Genomic DNA, 22857 nt, shown 5'->3' on the forward strand with positions numbered 1-22857 from the left:
ACGTCACTCGGGCCGCTGCCGTGGACTCGGGCGACGCCGCGCGACCCCGATGGAGCAGAGCATGACCGATGTCGTTGACCCGCAGCAGCTGGCGGCCCAGGTCGCCGCGGGCCTGACCGCGCCGGGCGCTCCCTTCGAACTCACCGTCGAACCCGTACTCGGCGTGCCGATCCCGGTGCTCGCGCACCGCCGTCACAGCCTGCGTGAACTGCTCGAGCACTCGCTGCGCTGGGGCGATCGCGACTACCTGGTCACCGAGGACCGCCGCCTGTCCTTCGCCGAGCACGCCGCCGCGGCCGGGGCCATGGCCACCGCGCTGGCCGAGCGCTACGGCGTCGGCAAGGGCGACCGGGTGGGCATTCTGGCCGCCAACGGCCCGGACTGGGTGATCGCCTTCTGGGCCGCGCAGTGCCTCGGCGCGATCCCGGTCGGCTACAACGCCTGGTGGGCGCCGCCGGAAATCGCCTACGGCCTCGACCACACCACCCCCACCGTGGTGATCGCCGACGCGAAAAGGGCTGCGCGACTGGCTGATACCGGCACTACGATCCTGGTCCTGACCATGGCTGATGACCTGCCCGCGCTGATCGCCGAATTCGCCGGTGCCGAGATCCCGAATACGCCGGTGGCCGAAGACGATCCGGCTGTGATCCTCTACACCAGCGGCACCAGCGGCCGACCCAAGGGCGTGGTGCACTCGCAGCGGAACATGGTGGCCGTCAGCGACTATCACCGTTTCACCGACGCCCTGCTGGCCGCCTTCGCCGGACAGCCGCTCGGCGACGGGCCGAGCGAGCGCCGCTACCTGGTCACCGCGCCGCTGTTCCACATCGCCAGCCTGCACAACCTGGTCGTGCCGCGCCTGGTGACCGGCGCGGCGGCGGTGTTCCCACACGGCGCGTTCGAGGTCGGCAGGGTGCTGGAACTGGTCGAGCGCGAGCGCGTCACCAACTGGGCCGCGGTGCCGACGATGGCCTCGCGCCTGCTGGAACATGATGTCACCCAGCATGATCTGTCCTCGCTGACCGCGCTCTCGCTCAATTCCGCGCCGACCTCGCCCGCCCTGCTGGCCGCCCTGCGCGCGAAACTCCCTGCGCTGAACCTCTCGCTCACCACCAGCTACGGCCTCACCGAGAGCGGCACGGCCGCCACCGTCGCCACCCCACTGGACCTGGCCGCCGACGACGCGTCGGTCGGCAGACCGATCTTCGGGGTCGAGGTGCGGATCCGCGACGCCGACGGCACCGTGCTGCCCGACGGCGCCGAGGGCGAGATCTGTATCCGCAGCCCGTATGTCATGCTCGGCTACTGGAACGACGAGGACGCCACCGCCCGCGCGATCGACGGCGAACGCTGGTTGCGCTCCGGCGATTTCGGCACCCTCACCGACGGCAGGCTCACCGTCTCCGGCCGCCGCACCGACCTGATCCTGCGTGGCGGCGAGAACGTCTACCCGGTCGAGATCGAGAACGTCCTGTGCGAGCACCCGGCGGTGACCGAATGCGCGGTCTTCGGCGTCGCCCACCCCGACCTCGGCCAGGAGGTCGCGGCCGTCGTCGTCACCGAGCCCGGCGCTGTCGACCCCGCCGACCTGCGTACCTTCGTCGCCGCCCGCCTCGCACACTTCAAGGTCCCCGTCCACTGGCGCCTCACCGCTGACCCGTTGCCGCGCAACGCGACCGGCAAGGTGACCCGCCGCGACCTGGCGGTCTGACCGCACCGATCACTATCCGCGGGTGCGCATGTGTGCGTACTCGGTCCCCGGACGCCAGGTGGCGATGACGATCCGCCGGGCTGCGCGTGCGTGCACGCCGCAGGCTGACACCGAGCGCTGACGACCACGCTGCGCGGCCGGTGCACGCCGCTTCCCGGCGCCCGGGTGCCGGTGCCCCGCGGCCAGTGCGGGACGGCCCCGTGCGCCCACCCGCACTGTGATCTGCCACGCTCACCGGTGACCCTTGTCCACCGCCGAGAGGACGCGACATGCCGGACGCGAACCGGATCACCTGGGGCAAACCCCGCAAGCCCACCGACGCCGACCGTGACGCCCTGCGCGCCGACCTGCTCGCCAAGGCGCGGGTGGTGCGCGCCGACGGCTGGGCCACCCACCGCGATGCCTGGCCCGCCGGTCGGCTCGCCGTCGTCGCCTACCTGCTCGGCGACACCGAGATGCTCACCCAACTCGAGGAGACCGACGCGACCGTGCTGAGCCGCTTCGCCGCCGACCTGTTCGGTTTCGTCGGCGGCCGCAAGGACAACGAGAAAGGCCTACCCGACACTCAGGCGTGGTTCACCGCCGTCCGGAAGGAGCTCGGCTGACGGTCGCCGCGACGTTCACTCCGGCATTTTCGTGCATTAGCCGCGTCACCAGTCAGAAAACTGTTCGACGCGAGCCCGAATGCACGAGAACGCCGGGTATTCACTCGGTCCGCAGCACGCACCGGGTGGTCGAATAGATCGTGGGAACGCACTCGTTGCAGTGCGTGCACAGCGAGCGCGTGTCCGCGTCGGTCTGCCAGCGCCGGATCAGATCCGGCTCGCGCAGCAACGCCCGGCCCATGGCCACGAAATCGAACCCGTCGTCGACAGCCCGCTGGGCGGCCTGCCGGTCGGTGATCCCGCCGAGCAGGATCAGCGGCAGCGTGAGCTCCGCCCGGAACTGTGCGGCCTTCTCCGCGAGATAGGCCGGGCGATAAGGATATTCGCGCAGGAACTGCTTGCCGACCAGCCGGAAACCCCAGCGCACCGGCACCGGCAGGGTCTTGGCGAAGTTCGCGCGCGGGGCGTCCCCACGGAAGATCGCCATCGGATTGAGCAGCGAACTGCCCGCGGTGAGTTCGAGGGCGTCGATCGCGCCGTCGTCCTGCAACCAGCTCGCCACCTGCAGCGACTCCTCGATCGGGAAGCCGCCGCGCACACCGTCTTCCATGGTGAGCTTGGCCGTCACCGCCATGGTGTCGCCGACCGCGTCGCGCACCGCGCGCACCACCTCCCTGGCCATCCGCGCCCGGTTGACCAGCGCTCCGCCGTACTCGTCCGTGCGCCGGTTGAGCATCGGGCTCAGGAACGAACTCGCCAGATAGTTGTGCCCGAGATGCACCTCGACCGCGTCGAACCCCGACTCCTTCGCGAACCGGGCCGCCCGCGCGTGCGCCGCGACCACCTCCGCGATCCCGAGCGCGTCCGGCGTCTTGGTGAACCGCATCCCGAGCGGATTGAACATCCGGCTCGGCGCCAGCGCGGGCGCCCGATTGGACTTGGCGTTGGCCACCGGCCCCGCATGCCCCAGCTGCGCGCTGACCGCCGCCCCCTCCGCGTGCACCGCGTCGGTGAGCCTGCGCAACCCCGGCACCGCCTCCGCCCGCATCCAGATCTGATGCCGATCGGTCCGCCCACCCGGCGCCACCGCACAATAGGCGACAGTGGTCATCCCGACCCCGCCCGCCGCGACCTCCCGATGGAACGCGATCAGCTCCTCGGTCACCAGTGCGTCGGGCGTACGCCCCTCGAACGTCGCCGCCTTGATCACCCGGTTACGCAGGGTGAGGGGTCCGAGAGCAGCCGGAGCCAGCACATCACTCATGCCCAAAGTGAAACACGTTACAGTTCTGCGGGCAATGGGTCGGCGCCGAGAATTCCGTGACAGGCCGGGGATTGCTCGGCATCATGGAGTCTCGCGATCGCACAGGCAGGATTTGCGATCGGTTTCTTGCTCGGGGGCAGGATGGACGACGGGCTGTATCCGCGAATGGAACGGGCGATCGGTGGCCGGTGGGGCCGATGGATGCTCACGCTGGACCGCGAGGATCCGCGGTCGTTCCTGCAAGAGCTGGTGCGTTCGCTGCGTGGCGACCCCTCCCTGGGCTATGCGGGCAAACGGGTCCAGAACAAGCACCGCTATATCGGGCTGGTGCCGACCATCGCCTGGATGCAGACCTCGAAGGACCCCGCCTATCCCTTGACCTACGAAAGCATGAGCGCTTTCGGGCGGAACTGGGACGAGCTGCTACCCGCCCTTGGCGCTCAGCGTTACCACTACGTCAGCCTGGGCGTGGGGACCGGCGACAAGGATCGGCACATTCTCGATCGCCTCCAGCGCACGGACGCGGGGCGGGCGCGGTTCTACGTCGCCGTCGACATCAGCACGGCGATGCTGAACCTGGGTACTCAGGAGACCCGCGAGCGCATGCCCGGTCGGGTACTGCTGGTGGAGATGGATTTCGAGGACGAGGACAGCCTCGAGGCCCTGCGCGAGTTCGTCGACTCCTTCGCTGGCGACGAACCGATCCTGTTCAGCCTGCTCGGCGGCAGCCTCGGCAATGTCGATGACGATGCCACCTTCCTGCGGAATCTCGCGGCGGTACTGCGACCCGATGACCGCCTGATCCTGGAGGTGGCCACGACGGCTCGCCTGGACGAGACCGCGGTGCGCACCGTCGAGCGGGAACGAGGCGGGAGCCGCAGCTACAACGAGTTCGTCACCGCCGCGCTGGCGGTGTACACGAACCTGACCATCGATACGAACTGGCTCGACTTCTCGGCGTCGGTGGTGAACGACGGAATCCGCGTGGACGGCGGCTACTACAACCGGGGCGACCGCGACATCCAGCTCATGCTGCCGAATCGGGAGTTCGTGCCGTTCCGGGTCGGTGAGCAGATCGAAGTGCTCGTCGGCCGCCGATACACGGCTCAGCGCATCGTGCGCTTGCTCGATGCCGCGCAGCTGATCGATGCGGGTGAGGAATCCGGGCTCCGTGCCATCGGCCACCGAATCGGGGCCGACCGCCGAGGCTTCGCGAATCTGCTGATGCTGCTGCGCCACAACGGAAGCGACAACCCGATTCGCAGCCCGTTGCAGCGGCTGTGGGGCGAATCCGGTCAGTCCGGTGCCGGGTGACGCGCGATGAACCTGATCATCTTGCGTTTCGTCACCGGCGCGCTACTGGTCTCGGTGCTGGTGCAGAGCGTGGCGTGGTGTTTCGACCCCGATCGTTCGGTGATGCAGCCGATCAACGCCGTGCTGTTGATCGCGGCGGCGATCAGTGGAATTCCGGCCGACCGCGTAGCGGCGGCGGCGGAGAGCAGGCGGCAGGCACTGTTGGCGATGGCCCACGACGTGACGCGCAGCGAAGCACTGCTGCGCCGGGCCCGTGAACTCGCCGCCCGGCCGAGGCAGGGACAGATCTATCCCCGGCTGCGGCTGCCGACACTCGACACGGCGGTGCTCATGAACGCGCTCAGTCGACGCCGTGATCAGCACGTCCTCGAGCGCGCGCTGGACGCGCAGACCATGGCGTTCGAGCTGAACCGGCGACTGGAGATCACCGAATTCCGGCTGTGCACCGCCGACGACATCCAGCGCGCCGAGATCGACTACCTCGTGGCGAGCGCCGTGCGTGACGACGGTCCCTTCGCGGGCACGGCGGCGTCGTTGACCGCGTTGCGGGAGGCGGTCGACGACGCGCTGCGCCCGGTCCGTCCGTGGTACCGCGCGCTCACCAGCGGTCAGGGGTGACCGGGGCGTCCCAGGCCTTGGCGAAGCGGGTCTTGTCCTTGGTTTCGACTTCCTTGCGGCGGTAGACGATGTAGGGGCGGGTGAGGTAGCCGATGGGGGCGCTGAACATGTGGACCAGGCGGGTGTAGGGCCAGGCGAAGACCAGGGCCAGCACGACCAGGCCGTGCAGCTGGAAGGTCCACGGGACGCCGACCATCAGGCCGGGTTCGGGGCTGATCGAGAACAGGCTGCGGAACCAGGGGGAGACGGTCTCGCGGTAGTTGTAGGTGCCCCACAGCAGGTTGGCGCCCCAGGTGTTGAGCAGGCCGGTGACCAGCGCCAGCGTGAGCAGCGTGTACATCAGGACATCGTTGCGGCTGGTGTTGGTACGCACCGAGGGAATGGCGATGCGCCGGTAGCACAGGATCGCCACCCCGGCGACCACCATCAGACCCGCCACCGACCCGGCCCCGACGGCCACCACGTGATAGGCGTGCTCGGAGATGCCGACCGCGCTCGTCCACGCCTCCGGGATGAGCAACCCCATCACGTGCCCGAAGAACACCCCGAGCATGCCGAAGTGGAACAGCGGACTGCCCAGCTGCAACAGCTTGGACTCGTAGATCTGCGAGGACCGCGTCGTCCACCCGAACTGATCGAACCGGTAGCGCCAGACATGGCCCAGCACAAAGGATGTCGCGGCGATATAGGGCAGGATCAGCCACAGGCCTTCGGGAATCGGGATGGTGGCGTTCATCGGCGGCCTTCCGTGGCGTCGAACAACGAGGGGTCCATGGCGAAGGGTTCGAGCCCGACCTCTTCCTCGGGCGGACCCTGCGCGGCGAGTTCGGTGATGCGGCGGCGGTCGGCGGTGGTCACCGGGGGCAGGGTGGTGAGCACCGCGGCGAGGACACCGGCGTAGGGAGAGTCGTTGTCGCCCAGCGACAGTCGCAGCAGTTCCAGCACCGGAACGTGCTCGCCGAGCAGGCGCTCGCCGCCGATCGGGTCGACGGTGGCGGCGAATTCCAGCAGCACCGGCAGGTGGTCGGGCAGTTCCTCGTCGCCGAGTTCCACCCCCGCCTGGCGGTAGGCGTGCTTGAACCGCAGCAGCGCCATGCCGCGCTTGCGGGTGTCGCCGTAGGCGTAGAAGGTCAGGTGCAGGCTGGCACGGCGGCGCAGGTCGAAGGTCTCGACATAGCGCTGGGCCACCTCGATCGAGGGGGTGTCGCGCAGGTAGGCCAGCAGTTCGGCGAAGTGCGCGCGCACCTCCTCGGGCAGCTGGGCCGCCGCCTCGGACACCCGGTCGAGCAGCGCGAGGGTCTGCTCGCCGGGGTAGTCCAGCAGCAGCGCCGCCAGCCGCCACACCATCCGCCGATCGTGCTCGGCCATTACCGCGACCGGCTGCGGCCGCCTGCGGATCGAGAGCAGGCTCATGGCGCCACTCCGCTGACCGAGGGGTCGGCCACGGCGGCGCCGTTGCCGCCGGTGCCGTTGCTCGCGGCGCCGTTGCCGCTGCTCCCGTTCCCGTTGTGCCCGTTGCCGTTCGCGGTGGGCACCAGTCCGCTGGTGTTGCGGCCGTCCCAGTTGAGCAGGTTGATCCGCCCCGACTTGTCCTCGGGCGCGGCCTGATTCGTATCGGCCAGCGAGAACTTCTCCACCACCTGGTCGAACGCGGTCATGCCCGGCCCGCCGTCGGTGTCCAGGCTGCACCCGGTCGCCAGCGAATCCAGTTCGTGCGCACGGGAAGTCGCGCCCGTCGGGATGACGTAGCGGTGCTCGTACTTGGCGATGGCCAGCAGCCGGTACATCGCCTCGATCTCCTCGGGCTCGAGCCCGATCGAGGGCGCGATGCCCTCCTCGGGCTCCTCACCGAGGTTCACCGACCGCATGAACGCCCGCATGCCAGCCAGGCGTTGCAGCGACGCGCGCACCGGCCCGATCTCCCCGGCTGTGAACAGCTCGGCCAGGTACTCGATCGGGATGCGCAGCGCGTCGATGGCGCCGAACAGGTTGCCCGCGTCCTCGCCGTCGTGCCCGGTCTCGGTGAGCACGTCCACCACCGGCGACAGCGGCGGCACGTACCAGACCATCGGCATGGTGCGGTATTCCGGATGCAGCGGCAGCGCCAGCTGGTAATCCACGATCAGCTTGTAGACCGGCGAATCCTGCGCGGCGGCGATCCATTCCGGCGAGATGCCAGCCTTCTCCGCCTCGGCGATCACGCGCGGGTCGTGCGGGTTGAGGAATACCCCGAGCTGCGAGGGGTACAGGTCCTTCGGGTCGGTCACCTGGGCCGCCTCGAGCACCGCGTCGGCGTCGTAGAGCATCACGCCGATGTAGCGCAGGCGTCCCACGCAGGTCTCCGAGCACACGGTCGGGATGCCGACCTCCACGCGCGGGTAGCAGAAGGTGCACTTCTCCGCCTTGCCCGTCTTGTGGTTGAAGTAGATCTTCTTGTACGGGCAGCCGGTGATGCACTGGCGCCAGCCACGGCACTTGTCCTGGTCGACGAGCACGATGCCGTCTTCCTCGCGCTTGTAGATCGCGCCCGAGGGGCACGACGCGGCGCAGGACGGATTGAGGCAGTGCTCGCAGATGCGCGGCAGGTAGAACATGAAGGTCTCTTCGAACTCCAGTTTCACCTTGTCCTCGAGCTTGCCGAGCAAGGGGTCCTTGCCGACCGCCTCGGGACCGGAGCCGAGATCGTCATCCCAGTTGGCGCCCCAGGTGACCTTGGTGTCCTGCCCGGTGATCAGCGACTTGGGCCGCGCGACCGGGGTGGTGTCGGTGGGCGGGGAGGCCAGCAGGTTGTCGTAGTCGTAGCTCCACGGCTCGTAGTAGTCCTCGACCGTAGGCAGGTCCGGGTTGGCGAAGATGTTCATCAGGCGCTTGAACCGCGAGCCCGACTTGAGGGTGAGCTTGCCGCGCTTGTTGAGCGTCCAGCCACCCTTCCACTTCTCCTGATCCTGGTACTGGCGCGGATAACCCTGTCCGGGACGGGTTTCCACATTGTTGAACCAGACGTATTCGGTGCCGCCACGGTTGGTCCAGGCCTGCTTACAGGTCACCGAGCAGGTGTGACAGCCGATGCACTTGTCCAGGTTCATCACCATGGCGAGCTGAGCCATTACACGCATGTCAGTACTCCACGTTCTGGTTACGTCGACGGATGGTCGTGACCTCGTCGCGCTGGTTTCCGGTGGGCCCGTGATAGTTCAGGGCGAAGGACTGCTGGGCGTAGCCGCCGATCAGGTGCGAGGGCTTGATCAGCACCCGGGTCAGCGCGTTGTGGATACCGCCGCGCTTGCCCTTGGCTTCCTTGGTGGTCGCCTCGGTGCCCTCGATGCGCGGCACGTCCACCGCGCGGTCCTGCGCGTGGTACATGAACACGGTGCCCTCGGGCATGCGGTGCGAGACGATCGCGCGGGCCACCACGATGCCGTTGCGGTTGGTCGCCTCGATCCAGTCGTTGTCGGCCACGCCGATCTTGGCGGCGTCGCGATCCGACATCCAGATCGTCTGCCCGCCGCGCGAGAGCGTCAGCATGTGCAGGTTGTCCTGATAGGCGGAGTGGATCGACCACTTGGAGTGCGGGGTCAGGTACCGCACGGTGACCCCGCCACCGGCCACATCGCCGATCGACGGTTCGCTGAACAGCGCGGTCATGTCCAGGGGTGGCCGGAAGATCGGCAGCTGTTCGCCGAGCTCGATCATCCAGTCGTGGTCGAGGTAGAAGTGCTGACGGCCGGTGAGGGTGTGCCAGGGCTTGCTGCGCTCGACATTGATGGTGAACGGCGAGTACCGGCGGCCGCCGGACTCGCTGCCCGACCATTCCGGCGAGGTGATCACCGGGACGGGTCGCGCCTGGGTGTCGGCGAAGGTGATCTGCTTGCCCTCGGCTTCGGCGGCGAGGTCGGCCAGTTCGGTGCCGGTGCGGCGCTCGAGCTCGTGGAACCCCTCGACCGCGAGGCGGCCGTTGGTGGTGCCCGACAGCGCCAGGATGGTCTCCGCGGCGAAGGTGTCCTTGGCCAGCGACGGGCGTCCGGCCGCGACGCCGGAGACGACGGTGCCGTTCTTGCCCGCGAGGTAGGCCACCTCTTTGTCGGGGTAGGTGGTGATGCCCTTGGTGGTCACGCCGAGGGTGTCGACCAGCGGGCCCAGCGCCGCGAGCTTCTCGGCGATCTTGGTGTAATCGCGTTCGATCTGCACGATCTTGGGCATGGTCTTGCCCGGAATCGGCTCGCACTCACCGGCTTTCCAGTCCAGCACCTTGCCGCCCGCCTGCGCCAGCGCGTCGGGGGAGTCGTGCTGCAACGGCACCGCGACGATGTCCTTGCGGGTACCGAGGTGCTTCTCGGCCAGCCAGGAGAAGCCGCGCGCGATCCGGTGGAACGCCTCGAAGTCGGTCTTGGCCTCCCACGGCGGGGAGATGGCGGGGGAGAAGGCGTGCACGAAGGGGTGCATGTCGGTGGAGGACAGGTCGTGCTTCTCGTACCAGGTGGCGGCGGGCAGCACGATATCGGCGAACAGCGTGGTGCTGGTCATGCGGAAATCCAGGGCCAGCAGCAGATCCAGCTTGCCCTCGGCGCCCTCCTCGCGCCATTCCAGTTCCTGCGGGCGCACGCCGGTGGCATCGGTGGTCTGCAGGTTGGACCCGCAGCCGAGCAGATGCTTCTGGAAGTACTCGTTGCCCTTACCCGAGGAGCCGAGCAGGTTGGCCCGCCAGACGGTGAGCACGCGCGGGAAGTTCTCCGGGGCGTCGGGGTCCTCGCAGGCGAAGCGCAGGTCGCCGGACTTCAGGCCGTCGACCACGTGCTCGCCCGGCGTCTTGCCCGCCGCGGCGGCCTCGTCGGCGAGGTCGAGGGGGTTGCGGTTGAAGGTGGGGTAGCTCGGCATCCAGCCCAGGCGCGAGGCCAGGGCGATATTGTCGGCCGCGGTGCGCCCGGCGAAGGTGCCCTTGCCCAGCGGCGAGGCGAAGGAGTCGGAGGTGAACGGGTCGTAGCGCCACTGGTCGTTGGTCAGGTACCAGAACACGGTGCCCTGCATCTGCCGCGGCGGACGCTGCCAGTCCGCGGCCGAAGCCAGTGTGGCCCAACCCGTTACGGGACGGCACTTCTCCTGGCCGACATAGTGCGCCCAGCCGCCGCCGTTCTTGCCCTGGCAGCCGGTGAGCAGCGTCAGGGTGAAGAAGGCGCGGTAGATCTGGTCGGAGTGGAACCAGTGGTTGGTGCCCGCGCCCATCAGGATCATCGAGCGACCGCCGGAACGTTCCGCGTTGTCGGCGAATTCGCGGCCGATCCGCGCGGCCTGCACGGCAGGCACGCCGGTGATACGTTCCTGCCAGGCCGGGGTGTAGGGGGAGTCGGCGTCGTCGTAACCCTTGGCCCACTCGCCCGGCAGGCCGTCACGGCCCAGGCCGTACTGCGCCAGCAACAGGTCGAAGACAGTCGTAACGCGCTTGCCCGCCACGGTTTTCGTCGGCACGCCGCGCAGGATGGTCTCGGCAGTGTCGGTGTCGAAACGCGGCAGCGCGATGGTGGCCGGTGCCTCGTCGGTGTGCCCGAGCAGGGTGAGCAGCGGGTCGACGCCCTCGAGGTCGAGGTTCCACTTGCCCGCGTCCTCGGGGCCGAAACGGTGCCCCAGAGAACCGTTGGGCACCACCGGGTTTCCGGCCTGATCCAGCAGCACGGGCTTGTGCTCGACACTCTCGCCCGTGTGGCCCAGATCGGCCGCCGTCAGGAACTTGCCGGGAAGAGCGCCGTCCTGATCCGCCGCCTCGTCGAGGCAGATCAGGTACGGCAGATCGGTGAAACGCTTGATGTAGTCGGTGAACATCGGCGTCTGCTTGTCGAGGAAGAACTCCTTGAGCACCACGTGCCCCATCGACATCGCCAGTGCCGCATCGGTGCCCGGCCGCGCGGCCACCCACTCGTCGGCGAACTTGGTGTTGTCGGCGTAGTCGGGGGAGACCACCACGACCTTCTGGCCGCGGTAGCGCGCCTCGGTCATGTAGTGCGCGTCGGGGGTTCGGGTCACCGGGACATTGGAGCCCCACATGATCAGATAGCCCGCGTCGAACCAGTCGGCCGATTCCGGCACGTCGGTCTGGTCACCGAATACCTGCGGCGAGGCCACCGGCAGGTCGGCGTACCAGTCGTAGAAGGAGAGCATGTAGCCGCCGAGCAGCGAGACGAACCGCGCGCCGGTGGCGTGGCTGACCATCGACATGGCCGGGATCGGCGAGAAGCCCGCGACGCGGTCGGGCCCATACTGCTTGATGGTGTAGACGTGCGCGGCCGCGGCGATCTCGGCGGCTTCCCACCACTCGGCCCGGACGAAACCGCCCTTACCGCGCGCGTTCTTGTAGGTCTTGGCCTTGACCGGGTCCTCGACGATCGACTCCCAGGCCAGCACCGGGTCCTTGAGCTCGGTCTTGGCCTTGCGGTACAGATCCAGCAGGGCGCCGCGCACGTACGGGTAGCGCACCCGGGTGGGGGAGTAGGTGTACCAGGAGAACGAGGCGCCACGCGGGCAGCCGCGCGGTTCGTACTCGGGCTTGTCCGAGCCCACCGACGGATAGTCGGTCTGCTGCGATTCCCAGGTGATCACGCCGTCCTTGACGTAGATCTTCCAGGAACACGAGCCGGTGCAGTTGACGCCGTGGGTCGAGCGCACCACCTTGTCGTGCGACCAGCGGTCACGGTAGAAGGCGTCGGCGTCGCGGCCGCCCACCTTGTGCACCGACCGGTGGTCGGCGGAGACCTCGCCGCGCTGGAAGTACTTACCGAGGTTCAGCAATGTGTCGCCGAAATCGGTGGGCGACGGACCATGAGTGCGCGAATTAACCACGACGCCCCCTTCGAGCTGTGCAAATCGGGCTGTTAGGGGCAACTGTAAAGAGGGGCGACGATCCCGGCAAAACCAACTTTTCACATCCTCGTTCGGGCCGCTGTGAGGTGTGAGGTCGGCGAAATCTGGTGGTCACGGGCCGTCCGCGGCGCCGCGGCGGCGAATCGGGGCCGACCTGGGTGAATGGGCGGCGAGCAGGCGCGACGCGCGGGCCGGGGAGCATGGCCGGGGCTATGCGGTGATGCTTCGGAAACGCTTGCTTCTCGGGCGGTTTACATTTGTTTACACAGCCGGGAGGCCCGCTGAACAGGCCCGATGTGACGGCCCGCACATCCGGGCGGCCGGTGGGACGGGGTGCGTCCGTCGCCGTCGACCCCCGCTGCCGGGCTGCGGCGCGGAAGTCTATAGCATTACAGGACGGAAAGAATTGAAATCCTTTTAATTCGGTCTGGCTCACCACTTTTCGTGATCGCGACCACAGTTGCCCGCCGTTAACTACCCAAATGACGAGGCGTCAATATAAAGAAACTGCATCTTTTCCGTTCGGCACGTGGATCATGGTTGAACCGTCATTCAGGATTGGCCCGTGCAGACAGGGAGGGTTGGGGTGATACCGAAGTCGATGTCCGACGGTCCGGCGGGTCCACCGAGGCCGCCGACGCTCGGGGGGTTGCTGCGGCGACTTCGCGACGACCGGCGGATTTCGCGGGAGAAACTGGCGTTCGCCGCCGGGGTCAGTTCGAGCTACATCACGCATCTGGAAAGCGGCGACCGCGACCGGCCGACCCGCGCGGTCGTCGACGCGCTGGTGCGCTATCTCGACCGGATCACGCCGGTCAGCGATATCGAACGCCGACATCTGTTCGACCTGGCCGGGCTCGCCCCGGTGGACAACCCCACCGTCGAGGATCTGCGCGCCGAGATCAGCGCCGAGATGCGCCGCACGCTGGCCCTGCAGGAACCGGATCTGGCGGCCTATGTCGACACCCGGTGGAATGTGCTCGCGGGCAACGAATCCTACGATCGCGCGTTCCCCGGCCTCGTCGGCGATGTGAACATCCTGCGCTGGTTCTTCGGTAACCCGCTCTCGCGCAAGGTGATGGTGGAGTGGGAGAAGGAATCCACCCTCACCGTGCACTGGCTGCGCGGGCTGATCGGTCAGCAGGGCGGCGGCGAGTGGGCCACCGATCTGCTCGACGAGCTGGCCCAGTACCCCGACTTCCGCCGCATCTGGGACGACGGTGACACCGTCTACGGCCGCGAGCACACCGCCATGCGGCTGTGCGATCTGCACACCGGCGAGTACTACACCGTCGACGTGCAGCTGTTCCGGCTCGACTCGGTCGCCTACCCCGGCCGCATCCAGTACTACCTGGGCGTTCGCGGCCCCGACCACTAGATCCCGGCGACGGCCACCGGCTGCGTCTCGTGCGGCACACACGCCGAGACCAGCCCGGCCAGCATGGTGGCGACCTGTTCGGGATGGGTCAGCGCGGCGCCGTGGCCCGCGCCGGTGACGGTGCGCACCGGACCCGCGCCGGGCAGCCCGGTCGCCAGCAGGGCGCACTTGTCCGCGGTGCTGTTGTGGTCGTGCTCGCCGCGCAGCACCAGCGCGGGCGCGGTGATCTCGCCGAGGCGTTCGAGCACCGAGTCGCGCTCGATCAGGCAGCGCGCCGCCGGGCGGATCGCGGTGCGGTCGGCGGCGAGCCAGCGCTCGATCCACGGCCGCCACACCGCCGGGTCCGCGCCGCCGATCAGCCGGGCCGCGAGCCCCTCGGCCAGGGGCGTCAAGGTGGTCGTCCCGCACCACGCGTCGAAGAAACTCTCGTAGTCGGCGACCTCGTCGGGCGTGCACGCGCCCGCCTCGGTGTCGAGCAGGGCGAGCCCGGCCACCCGCTCGGGCGCCAGCAGCGCCAGCCGCAGCGCGGCGTAACCGCCCTGGCTCATGCCGCCGACGATCGCGCGCTCGATGCCGAGCGCGTCCAGCACGCGCACCCCGTCGGCGGCCAGATCCCAATAGTCGAAACGGGGCGCGTCGCCGTATCCGGTGCGGCCGTGTCCGCGCGCGTCCCAGGTGACGACATTGATATCGGTGTGCGCCAGGATCTTTCGGATCGGATCGAACATGGATTCGTTCATCAGGAATCCGTGGGCCAGCAGCACGGTCGGACCGTGCGTCGCGCCCGTGCGGAAATGGATGTTCACCGAATCGGCGTGCACGAAAGGCATGGCCGAAACATACAAGGCCGCCGGGGCGTGCAGGCGGGTTGCGGAGAAATATGTGACCGCCTGTCGCGTGTACCGCCGGGCGGGTGATTTCACTGGCCAGTGGTGGTACCTCACCGGGGGACGACGGATTCCGGGTCCCGGTGGACAAGCCTGTTCCCCGTCGTTTGGATGAGAAGCGCACCGAAATTCATCTCGATCGAAAACGGGGAACACAGATGAGGGTGACCGAGCAGGGGCGCGACGCTCACATAAGTCTGGCGGCGGCGGGTGACAGCGTGTCGGACACATTCGCGGTCTGCGACGCGGAGGGGAGGGCGCTCTGGTACGGCCCCTTCGTCGAGGCCGATACCGACCATCCACGCGGCGACCGCTTCGCCGCCACCATGGGGGCCGCGGGGCGGGCGATCTGGCTCGCCGGGCGGGCCCGCGAAGATCTCGCGCTGGCGGGCGCGACCTTACATCTGACGGTGAGCGAGCCGGGACTGGATGTGATCACCCTGGCCTGCACCGCCTCGATGGCCGGGCTGGCCCTCGAACTCGTTGTCACCCAGGACAATCCGGCGCTGGACTGGTGCCACGCCTTCGGCAGGCTCGACTGGACCGCGGGCCCGCTGGCCGAGCTGGTCGATCCCGCCGCCGAGCCGCCGTCCGCGCCCGCCCTCCGCTCGATCTCCGGCGGACTGGACCAGCAGACCGAACCACAGGAAAGGCCTGTCATGCCCGAACAAGCTCGTGACCCCTGGACGGAACTGCGCTCGGCCCTGGAGAGCCTGCTGCTGCACGACGCGATCGGCATGGACGCGAAGATGCGGCACGCCGTCGCCGCGGTGGTCCATCTCGCCGTCGACACCCCGCACGGCCCGCCCGAGGACGCCGAGGAATTCCTCGGCCGCCTCGACGCCTCCTGGCTGGTCGCCGCCTGGCTCGGTCACGACACCGAACTCTCCCTCATCGCCACCCTCGCCGCGGGCGAGGTCCCCGCCCTGTCCTGGTGCGAACTCATGTTCACCACCACCCTGGCCCCCTGGTCGACCAGTCCCGTCGCTGTCCACGCCCGCCGCGTCTTCAGCACGGTCCAGCGCGGCACCCTCGGCCCGGTCCGTGCCCAGGTCGGCTGAGCACGAATATCACCGTTCGATGAGCGCGCCGATCACCATCGACGGGGGCTCGCTCAGCCGCTGTGATTTCCTGGGTCGAGGGGGAGTCCGAGGGTGCGCAAGCGGGTGGCGACCTCGTCGGGGAGGAGGGGGCGGGGGAGGACGGTGCGGCCGCTGAGGTGGGTGATGACGGCGGTGTCGGGGCGCAGGGTGATGGCGCGGATGTCGGGGTAGCGGATGCGCAGCAGGTGGGTGCGGGTTTGGTAGACGAGCGCGTCGGCGCCGAATTGGGTGGCCAGGACGGCGCCGGGGGTGGCGTGGCGGATGATGCGCGTCGCTTCGGGGCCGGGGTGGCGGATCGCGCGGACGGTGGCGTAGGCCATGAGGGCGAACATGCCGATCGGGAGGATCATCCACAGCGGTCCGAGGAACCAGCCGATCACCCCGGTCATGACGACCGCGCCGACGCCGAACCGGATCAGCACTCCCTGTCGCAGCAGCGGTTCGCGGATCTCCGCGCCGAACAGGGTACGGGCGGTGGCGTCGTCGGCGACCAGGGTCGCCTGCGGGTGCAGCAGGGTGGGCAGCTCGGGCAGGGGTGCCGGTGCGCCCGGCTGTGGGTTGTCGCGGTGCCAGATCAGGTGACGCAGCTGTTCGGCCAGCGGCGCGGGGAACAGTTCGCGTGGGAAGTTCAGCCGCAGATGGTTGTCCACGTGCAGCACCACGATGGCCCCGGCCGTGCGGATCGCGCTGATCCGCCCGTAGGCCACCCGCACATAGGAGTGCACATCGCCGATATCCAGCGCGTCGGGCCCGAGCTGCACCGCCATGGTCGCGCCGGGCGCGCAGATCACATCGAACGACCGGCGCAACCGCCGCCGGGTGACCGTGTACGCGAGCGTGGGCCCACCGACCCCGATCACGACCGCCCCGGCGGCCTGCCACCACAACCCCAGCAGCACCGACATCGGCAGCAGGATGAGCATCGCCGCGAGCAGCGGGATCAGCGCGGACGGCCGCAGCGCGACCCGCAGCGCACCCCGGTGCGCCAGCCGTGCCGAGGTATCGGGCACGGCGGTGAACACGGTGTCCGGGCGCGGCGGCAGGGGCAGCGCCGGTGCCGGGTGCGTGAACGGATCGGCCCACTGCCCGCCGGTGGGCGGGGTCGGCGCCACCTGAGCGAACTGGGCATCAGCGAACTGCGCGTCGTCGGGGAGGACCGGGCCGGGGTGGCTCATCCGTGGCGTCCGGCGAGGGGGACGTCGGCGAACGAACTCACCCAATGATGGGGTGGTCGTGGCTGATTCGGCTCGCCGGGACGGTGGACGCCGATGACCTGCCAGCCCGCGGTGACCGCGGCGTCGAGTTCGTCGGGGTGGTCGGACAGGAACAGGATCTCCGCGGCGGGCACCACGATGCGCTCGGCGATCAGGTCGTAGGACGAGGGCTCGCGTTTGGGGCCCGCGCTCACCAGGTCGAAGTGGCCCGAGATCAGCCCGGACAGGTCGCCGGGCTCGGCGAAGGTGAACCAATCCCGTTGATTGCGTTCCGATCCCGAGGAGTACACGTACAGCGCGAATCCGGCGTCGTGCCAGGCGGCCAGCGCGGGCGCCACATCGGCGAAGAAGCGTCCGTGCAGCGCGCCCGCCCGGAAACCCTGCGCGCAGATGGCGCCCTGGGCGGCCTTGAGCGGTTCGGCCTTGACATCGGATTCCAGCCAGCCGCGCAGGATCTCGGCGACCCGATCGGTCCCGGCCTCGGGTTCCGCGGCGAGCTCGCGGGTGGCGGCGAGCACCGGATCGGCGGTGCCGCCGGTGTTCTCGGCCAGCCAGGCGGGCAGCCGGGCCGCGGTGTAGCCGTAGAGATCGGTGCGGACCGAATCGGTGGGGCTGGTGGTGCCCTCGATGTCGAGGACGATCGCCCGGGTCACGAGGCGGCGAGCAGGTCGTCGAGGGTGGGGAAGCCCGCGCTGATCGTGTCGCCGGTGAAGTCGCCGATCCAGCCGTCGGCCTCCTCGAAGAAGCGGAGGGCGATGAAGTCGGGGGTGGTGCCCATGTCGAACCAGTGCAGCGTGCCCGCGGGCACCGAGAGCAGGTCACCGGCCTCGCAGACAGTGGCCAGCACGGCATCGCCCAGGTGCAGGTAGAAGCAGCCGCGACCGGCGGCGAAGAAGCGCACCTCGTCCTCGGCGTGGCGGTGCTCGTCGAGGAACTTGGCGCGCGCGCCCGCGGCGGTGGCGGGCCAGTCCGGGTTGTCGGCGTCAGGGTGGATGCGAGCGACATCGATGTGCCGGTAGCGGCCCGAGGCATTGAGCTCGGCGATCTGCGGGGCGTAGTGGGCCAGCAGGGTCTCGGAATCGGTGGTGGCGGCGTCGTCGAGGACGGGCCAGTGCGCATAGGCGATGCCGTGCTTCGCCAGTTCGGTGCCGATCTCGGCGGTGTCGGTGGTGCGCACGCGCACGTCGGTCGCGTCGGCGGCGGACATTACTTGCAGCAGGGTCATGATGTCTGTCCGATCTCGGGTGACTGAGCGGTGGTGCGTCCGGTGCGGGCGATCAACTCGCACAGGGCTTCCAGGCATTCGGCGCGATCCCGCGCCTGGGACAGCGTCGCACCCCAGGTGGTGATCCCGTGCCCGGTGATACACAGAATCGGTGGGGCGGTAGGGTTCTCGCGCAGAAACGTCTCGATATCGTCCCCGATCCGCGGCACCTCCGGCCAGTTGGGGAACACGGGGATGTCGATGGACGACGGATCGGCCACCCCGAATCCCTTGAGCAGCTCGAACCCGCTGACCGGCACGATGTGCACCTTCTCGGCCGACGGCACGGCCGTGGTGGCGAAAGCGGTGGCGAAAGGGGAGTGCACATGCACCACGGCCCGCGCGTCGGTGGTGCGATAGACGGCGGTGTGAATGCTGGTCTCGGCGGAGGGTTTCCGGGCCTGGCCCGGGTGCGCGGTGGTGTCGGCGACCCGCACAAGCACCGTATCGCGTTCGCTCAGTTCACCTTTGGACAATCCACTCGCGGTGATCATGGCATCGTCCTCGACGCGCACCGAGATGTTCCCCGCCGTCCCCGGCATCCACCCACGCCCGTAGAGCTGTCGCGCGATCGCGGCGATCGCCCTGGCTTGCGCGGTATCCGGTGCTGCGGCGTCGGTGCTCGGGGTTGTCGTGACACCGGTGCCAGGCTGTGCGATGTCGGCGGCCGCGACTTCGTTCGCCCCGGCCCGCGCGGTGTCCAGGGTTACGGCGGCGGTGGTCGATGCGATGGCGACTGGTGCGGCGGGTCGCGCGGGGGTGACGGCGCGTCCGGACGTGTCGAATACGTCCGAATTGCGGTAGATCACACCGGATTCGGTGACGACGGCGGTGACCAGGTCGGCGGGGGTCACGTCGAAGGCGGGGTTGAAGACCGCGGTGCCGGTCGGGGCCGTCTCGATGCCGCCGAATCCGGTGACCTCGTCGGCCGCGCGCTGTTCGACCACGATGGTCTCGCCGGTGAGCATCGATGTGTCGCGGGTGGATTCCGGGGCGACGACGAGGAACGGCAGGCCGTGATGGCGGGCGGCCAGGGCCAGGGCGAAGGTGCCGATCTTGTTGGCGACATCGCCATTGGCGGTGATCCGGTCGGCGCCGACCAGGACCGCGTCGACCTGGCCGGTGGCCATGGCCCAGGCGGCGGCGGAGTCGATGGTGAGCCGGTGCGGGATGCCCGCCTCGGCGAGTTCCCAGGCGGTGAGCCGGGCGCCCTGGAGCAGCGGCCGCGTCTCGTCCACGATCACCTCGGCGACCGCACCCCGATCGTGCAGCACCCGTAGCGCGCCGATCGCGGTGCCCACCGCGCTGGTGGCCAGCCGGCCGGTATTGCAGTGCGTGAGCAGGCGCAGCGGCCGGTCGCCACACAGGCTCTGGACGAGGTCGGCGGCATGGGTGGCGGCGGCGAGGTTCACCCGCCCGTCCTCGGCGAGCAGATCCAGCGTCTCGGCCAGGACGGCGTCCGCGCCCTCGGCGATCCGGCTCCGCACGCGCTCCACCGCCCACGCGAGATTCACCGCCGTCGGCCGGGCCGCCGCGATCCGATCGGCCTCGGCCTGCGCCGCGGCCACATCGACAACGCCCCCGACACCCGCGCCCACCACGCTCGCGACCACGTCGCCGTCCGCCGGGCCCTGGCCCGCGTCCAGCTCAGCCGTGCCGCCCGCGGCGCCCACGCCCGCCTGGCCCTGGTTCGTCGCGCTCTCGCCCAGCGGTCGAGTGTGGGCCCTGGTCGCGATCACCACGCCGAACGCCCCCGCGATCCCGATCGCCGGAGCGCCGCGAATCGCGAGTGTGGAGATCGCCTCGATCACCTGATCCACGGTCTCCAGGCGCAGCTCCCGCACCTCGTGCGGTAGCCCACGCTGGTCGATCGTGAGCAAGGCTCCGTCGTCCCAGGTGAGTGAGCTGTCGTCCATCATCGTCCTTACCTAGAGTCCACCATCACGCCTGGTCAACGGTATCCGACCGGCGCCAGCCCCGAAGCCCGGGCCCAACTCGTGGACGGGCGGTCACCACGCTGTGGTGGCGGTGGCTCGTCAGGCCGTCGCCGCCGGGACAGCGTGGTGCACGCCGGGCCGACGTGGCTGGTCTATTCGGCGACGTACTCGGCTTCGCGTTCGACCGCGTCGATGGTGGCTCGCGGGACCTGGATGGGGCCGGGGGTGTAGGTGACGGCGCGGAGGGCACCGGTGTAGCGGAACGGTCCGCGGCGTTCGCGCAGATCCCACGACACGGGACCGCGCGCGTCGACACCGACCGAGATGCCGGTCCACGGCGCCATGCCGACGAGCTGCACCTGATCGGTGAGCTCGGCCACCGCCACTGCGTCGATCTCGATCACGAAGTCCCAGCGCAGATGCGGCCGGATCACCGCCCGCACGGTGATCTCCCTGGCGCCGCTGGGCACCGGCGCGGCCACCGACGCATAGCGCCCATAGCTGTTGACCCCGAACACTACCTCGCCGTCCTCGACATAGAGCAGGTAGCCACCGAGCGGATCACCGTGCGCCACGAGCACGCCCTCGTCCCCGTCGCGGAAACCCGTGCGCGGTGCTGGGGAGTCGGCCCGGCTCGGCGTGTCCGGGCCGGACGCACTGGTGTGCCCGTCGGCATGCGCGCTCGCCCCAGTAGGTGTGCCGAGGGTGTCTTCGGGGCGGCGGCCGGTGAGGTCGGCGGTGATGGTGAAGTCGCGGTAGGCGATGAGGCGTTGGGAGCGGTAGCGCTCCAGGGTGGGAGTGCCGGGCAGGAGGCGGACCGGGGTCGCGAACCGGGCTTCCTCGGGTCGGCGGCGGAACAGGTCCGCGCGGGTGAGGAGGGGGAATACCGTGTTGGCCCAGGCGGATTCGTCCCAGGCAGCGGCAAGCTCCGCCGCCTTCTCGGGGAATCGCGCCGCGAGATCGCGCAGTTCGGTGGGGTCGGCGCGCACGTCGAACAGCTGCCAGTGCGGGGCGTCGATATCCGCGTCGGCCTCGTGCAGCGAGAGCAGCTTCCAGCCGTCGCGGTAGAAGCCGCGATGGCCGGTCATCTCCGAGTACTGCTCGGTGTGCCGGGTGGCGGCGGCGGGATCGCGCAGCAGATCGGTGGCCGAGACGCCGTCGAAGTCCTTGGCGGGCAGACCGTGACGGACGGAGGGCCGGTCGAGCCCGGCCAGCTCCAGGAGGGTGGGCGCCAGGTCGGTGACGTAGGCGTACTCGTGCCGGATGCCCGTGTCGCCCTCGGCGCGCGGCAGCCCCTTCGGCCACGACACGATCAGCGGCACCCGCACCCCACCGGCGAAGGTCTGGCCCTTGTAGAACCGGAACGGGGTATTGGATGCCTGGCCCCAGCCGCGCGGATAGTGCACGCCCAGCTTCGCGGTGCCGATCAGGTCCTCGTCGTGCGGCACGTCGCCGATCCACTCCGGGTCGTCGATATGGGCGAACTCGGCGAAATAGGAGCGGGTGCCCTCCGGCCCGCCCTCGGCGGTGCCGCCGTTGTCGGAGGTGAACACGATGATGGTGTTGTCGAGTTCGCCGAGATCTTCGAGGAGGTCGACGATGCGGCCCAGGCTCTGGTCGATGCTGTCGACCATGCCCGCGTACACCTCCATGTATTTGGCGTAGCGGCGCTGCTCGTCGGCGGAGAGCGAATCCCACTCCGCGGCTTCGTAACCCGGCTCGGTATTGCGCGGCTTCTGCTGGGTGCCGGGCGGGAACAGGCCCTGCGCGAGCTGCTCGGCGAAGCGCTTGCGGCGCAACTCGTCCCAGCCCTCGGCGTAGCGGCCCCGGTACTTGGCCTGGTCCTCGGGCTTGGCCTGGAGCGGGCCGTGCATGGCCACGTGCGCGAAGTACAGGAAGAACGGCTTGGTGGCGTCGTGCGCGCGCAGGTCCTTGATATAGGACAGTGCCCTGTCGGTGAGATCGTCGGTGAGGTAGTAGCCCTCCGGGTACTCCTCGACATCGACCACCGAGCTGTCGGAGACCAGCTGGTTCGGGTAGTAGAAGGAGTTCAGGCCCTCGAGCGAGCCGTAGTAGCGATCGAAACCACGCTGGGTCGGCCAGGAATCGCGGTGCGCCGCCGGGTTCATCGTGGCATCGCGGACCAGATGCCACTTGCCCACCGCGTAGGTGGCATAGCCGTTGCCGCGCAGGATCTCCGGCAGGGTGAGCACGTCGTCGGCCAGCTCCAGACGCAGGCCGGGATAGCCGGGATCGGCATTGGCGACGAAGCCGAAACCCGCACGGTGGGAATTGATCCCGGTCAGCAGCGCCGCGCGTGAGGGCGAGCACAGCGGGGTGGTGTGGTAGTTCGACAGCCGCACGCCCTGCGCCGCGAGGCGGTCCAGGGTGGGTGTCTCGATCTCGGAACCGAACGGGCCGATATCGCTGTAGCCCATGTCGTCGACGAGGACGACGACGATATTCGGCGCACCGGCGGGCGCGCTCGGCGGCGAGGTCCACCGCGGGGACGACTCGGCCGACGTGCGACCGGCCGTGCCGCCGAAGGATTCGTAACCACGGGCATGGGAGGGGACTGGCATACTCGCAGTAAATGCGGAATCCCCGCAGGTCACCAGGGTTATATGCACCGTGCGCGCAATCGGTGACCGCCCCGGGCACACCTTGTTAGCGTGCAGCCATGCCCACGAACCAGCGCACGCAGGACCCG

Annotated in this window: 17 protein-coding genes; 6 read left to right on the forward strand and 11 right to left on the reverse strand. The window is 69.2% G+C overall.

Annotated elements, in window-relative coordinates:
* Positions 1–61: 61 nt before the first annotated feature.
* A complete protein-coding gene (locus tag WA675_RS00455) occupies positions 62–1714 on the forward strand; it encodes a class I adenylate-forming enzyme family protein (RefSeq protein ID WP_336080951.1) in 1653 nt (550 codons plus the stop codon).
* 269 nt (positions 1715–1983) lie between these two features.
* On the forward strand, positions 1984–2319 hold the full coding sequence (locus WA675_RS00460) for a hypothetical protein (protein ID WP_336080953.1): 336 nt from the start codon (positions 1984–1986) through the stop codon (positions 2317–2319).
* Between the two features lie 100 nt (positions 2320–2419).
* On the opposite strand, the gene WA675_RS00465 is transcribed toward WA675_RS00460, so the two are convergent.
* Positions 2420–3583: an NADH:flavin oxidoreductase gene (locus WA675_RS00465; protein ID WP_336080955.1), complete on the reverse strand. Its 1164-nt coding sequence runs from the start codon at positions 3581–3583 to the stop codon at positions 2420–2422.
* A gap of 201 nt (positions 3584–3784) precedes the next feature.
* Here WA675_RS00465 and WA675_RS00470 point away from each other — a divergent pair, with 201 nt between their 5' ends.
* Together WA675_RS00470 and WA675_RS00475 are read left to right on the forward strand one after the other, a co-directional pair.
* Positions 3785–4897: an L-histidine N(alpha)-methyltransferase gene (locus tag WA675_RS00470; protein WP_336080956.1), complete on the forward strand. Its 1113-nt coding sequence runs from the start codon at positions 3785–3787 to the stop codon at positions 4895–4897.
* A 6-nt stretch (positions 4898–4903) separates the two neighbouring features.
* Positions 4904–5515 carry a hypothetical protein gene (locus WA675_RS00475; RefSeq protein WP_336080958.1) on the forward strand — a complete coding sequence of 204 codons (612 nt, stop codon included), beginning with the start codon at positions 4904–4906 and terminating at the stop codon, positions 5513–5515.
* Here WA675_RS00475 and narI read toward each other — a convergent pair.
* The 4 genes from narI to WA675_RS00495 are packed head-to-tail and all read right to left on the reverse strand — an operon-like array spanning position 5496 to position 12343.
* Positions 5496–6251 carry a respiratory nitrate reductase subunit gamma gene (gene narI, locus WA675_RS00480; RefSeq protein WP_336080959.1) on the reverse strand — a complete coding sequence of 252 codons (756 nt, stop codon included), beginning with the start codon at positions 6249–6251 and terminating at the stop codon, positions 5496–5498. The two genes, WA675_RS00475 and narI, sit on opposite strands and share 20 nt — an antisense overlap.
* On the reverse strand, positions 6248–6928 hold the full coding sequence (gene narJ, locus WA675_RS00485) for a nitrate reductase molybdenum cofactor assembly chaperone (RefSeq protein ID WP_336080961.1): 681 nt from the start codon (positions 6926–6928) through the stop codon (positions 6248–6250). The genes narI and narJ overlap by 4 nt, the downstream gene beginning before the upstream one ends.
* The gene (gene narH, locus WA675_RS00490; RefSeq protein WP_336081822.1) at positions 6925–8622 is read right to left on the reverse strand and encodes a nitrate reductase subunit beta; all 1698 of its coding nucleotides are present in this window, start codon (positions 8620–8622) and stop codon (positions 6925–6927) included. Before narH ends, narJ begins: the two co-directional genes overlap by 4 nt.
* Positions 8623–8632: 10 nt before the next feature.
* Positions 8633–12343, reverse strand: coding sequence for a nitrate reductase subunit alpha (locus tag WA675_RS00495; protein WP_336080963.1), 3711 nt, complete (start codon positions 12341–12343; stop codon positions 8633–8635).
* 670 nt (positions 12344–13013) lie between these two features.
* Between WA675_RS00495 and WA675_RS00500 the strand changes: the two genes are divergently transcribed.
* Positions 13014–13742: a helix-turn-helix transcriptional regulator gene (locus tag WA675_RS00500; RefSeq protein WP_336080965.1), complete on the forward strand. Its 729-nt coding sequence runs from the start codon at positions 13014–13016 to the stop codon at positions 13740–13742.
* Here the strand turns inward: WA675_RS00500 and WA675_RS00505 are convergent.
* Entirely contained in the window at positions 13739–14572 is an 834-nt protein-coding gene (locus WA675_RS00505; RefSeq protein WP_336080966.1) for an alpha/beta fold hydrolase, read from the reverse strand. The two genes, WA675_RS00500 and WA675_RS00505, sit on opposite strands and share 4 nt — an antisense overlap.
* Before the next feature lie 275 nt (positions 14573–14847).
* On the opposite strand from WA675_RS00505, the gene WA675_RS00510 reads away from it, so the two are divergent.
* A complete protein-coding gene (locus WA675_RS00510; protein ID WP_336080969.1) occupies positions 14848–15690 on the forward strand; it encodes a hypothetical protein in 843 nt (280 codons plus the stop codon).
* Between the two features lie 53 nt (positions 15691–15743).
* Here WA675_RS00510 and WA675_RS00515 read toward each other — a convergent pair whose 3' ends face one another.
* The 5 genes from WA675_RS00515 to WA675_RS00535 all read right to left on the reverse strand — a co-directional run bounded on the left by WA675_RS00515 (position 15744) and on the right by WA675_RS00535 (position 22729).
* Entirely contained in the window at positions 15744–16907 is a 1164-nt protein-coding gene (locus WA675_RS00515) for a hypothetical protein (RefSeq protein ID WP_336080971.1), read from the reverse strand.
* Positions 16904–17599 (reverse strand): acireductone synthase, encoded by a 696-nt coding sequence (gene mtnC, locus WA675_RS00520; protein WP_336080972.1) that lies wholly within the window; start codon positions 17597–17599, stop codon positions 16904–16906. The genes WA675_RS00515 and mtnC overlap by 4 nt, the downstream gene beginning before the upstream one ends.
* On the reverse strand, positions 17596–18171 hold the full coding sequence (locus tag WA675_RS00525; protein ID WP_336080974.1) for a 1,2-dihydroxy-3-keto-5-methylthiopentene dioxygenase: 576 nt from the start codon (positions 18169–18171) through the stop codon (positions 17596–17598). The genes mtnC and WA675_RS00525 overlap by 4 nt, the downstream gene beginning before the upstream one ends.
* Positions 18168–20126, reverse strand: coding sequence for an S-methyl-5-thioribose-1-phosphate isomerase (gene mtnA, locus WA675_RS00530; protein WP_336080976.1), 1959 nt, complete (start codon positions 20124–20126; stop codon positions 18168–18170). The genes WA675_RS00525 and mtnA overlap by 4 nt, the downstream gene beginning before the upstream one ends.
* A gap of 173 nt (positions 20127–20299) precedes the next feature.
* Positions 20300–22729: an arylsulfatase gene (locus tag WA675_RS00535; protein ID WP_336080977.1), complete on the reverse strand. Its 2430-nt coding sequence runs from the start codon at positions 22727–22729 to the stop codon at positions 20300–20302.
* Positions 22730–22857: the final 128 nt, after the last annotated feature.

The organism is Nocardia sp. SSK8 (assembly GCF_037034205.1).
Lineage (GTDB): Bacteria > Actinomycetota > Actinomycetes > Mycobacteriales > Mycobacteriaceae > Nocardia.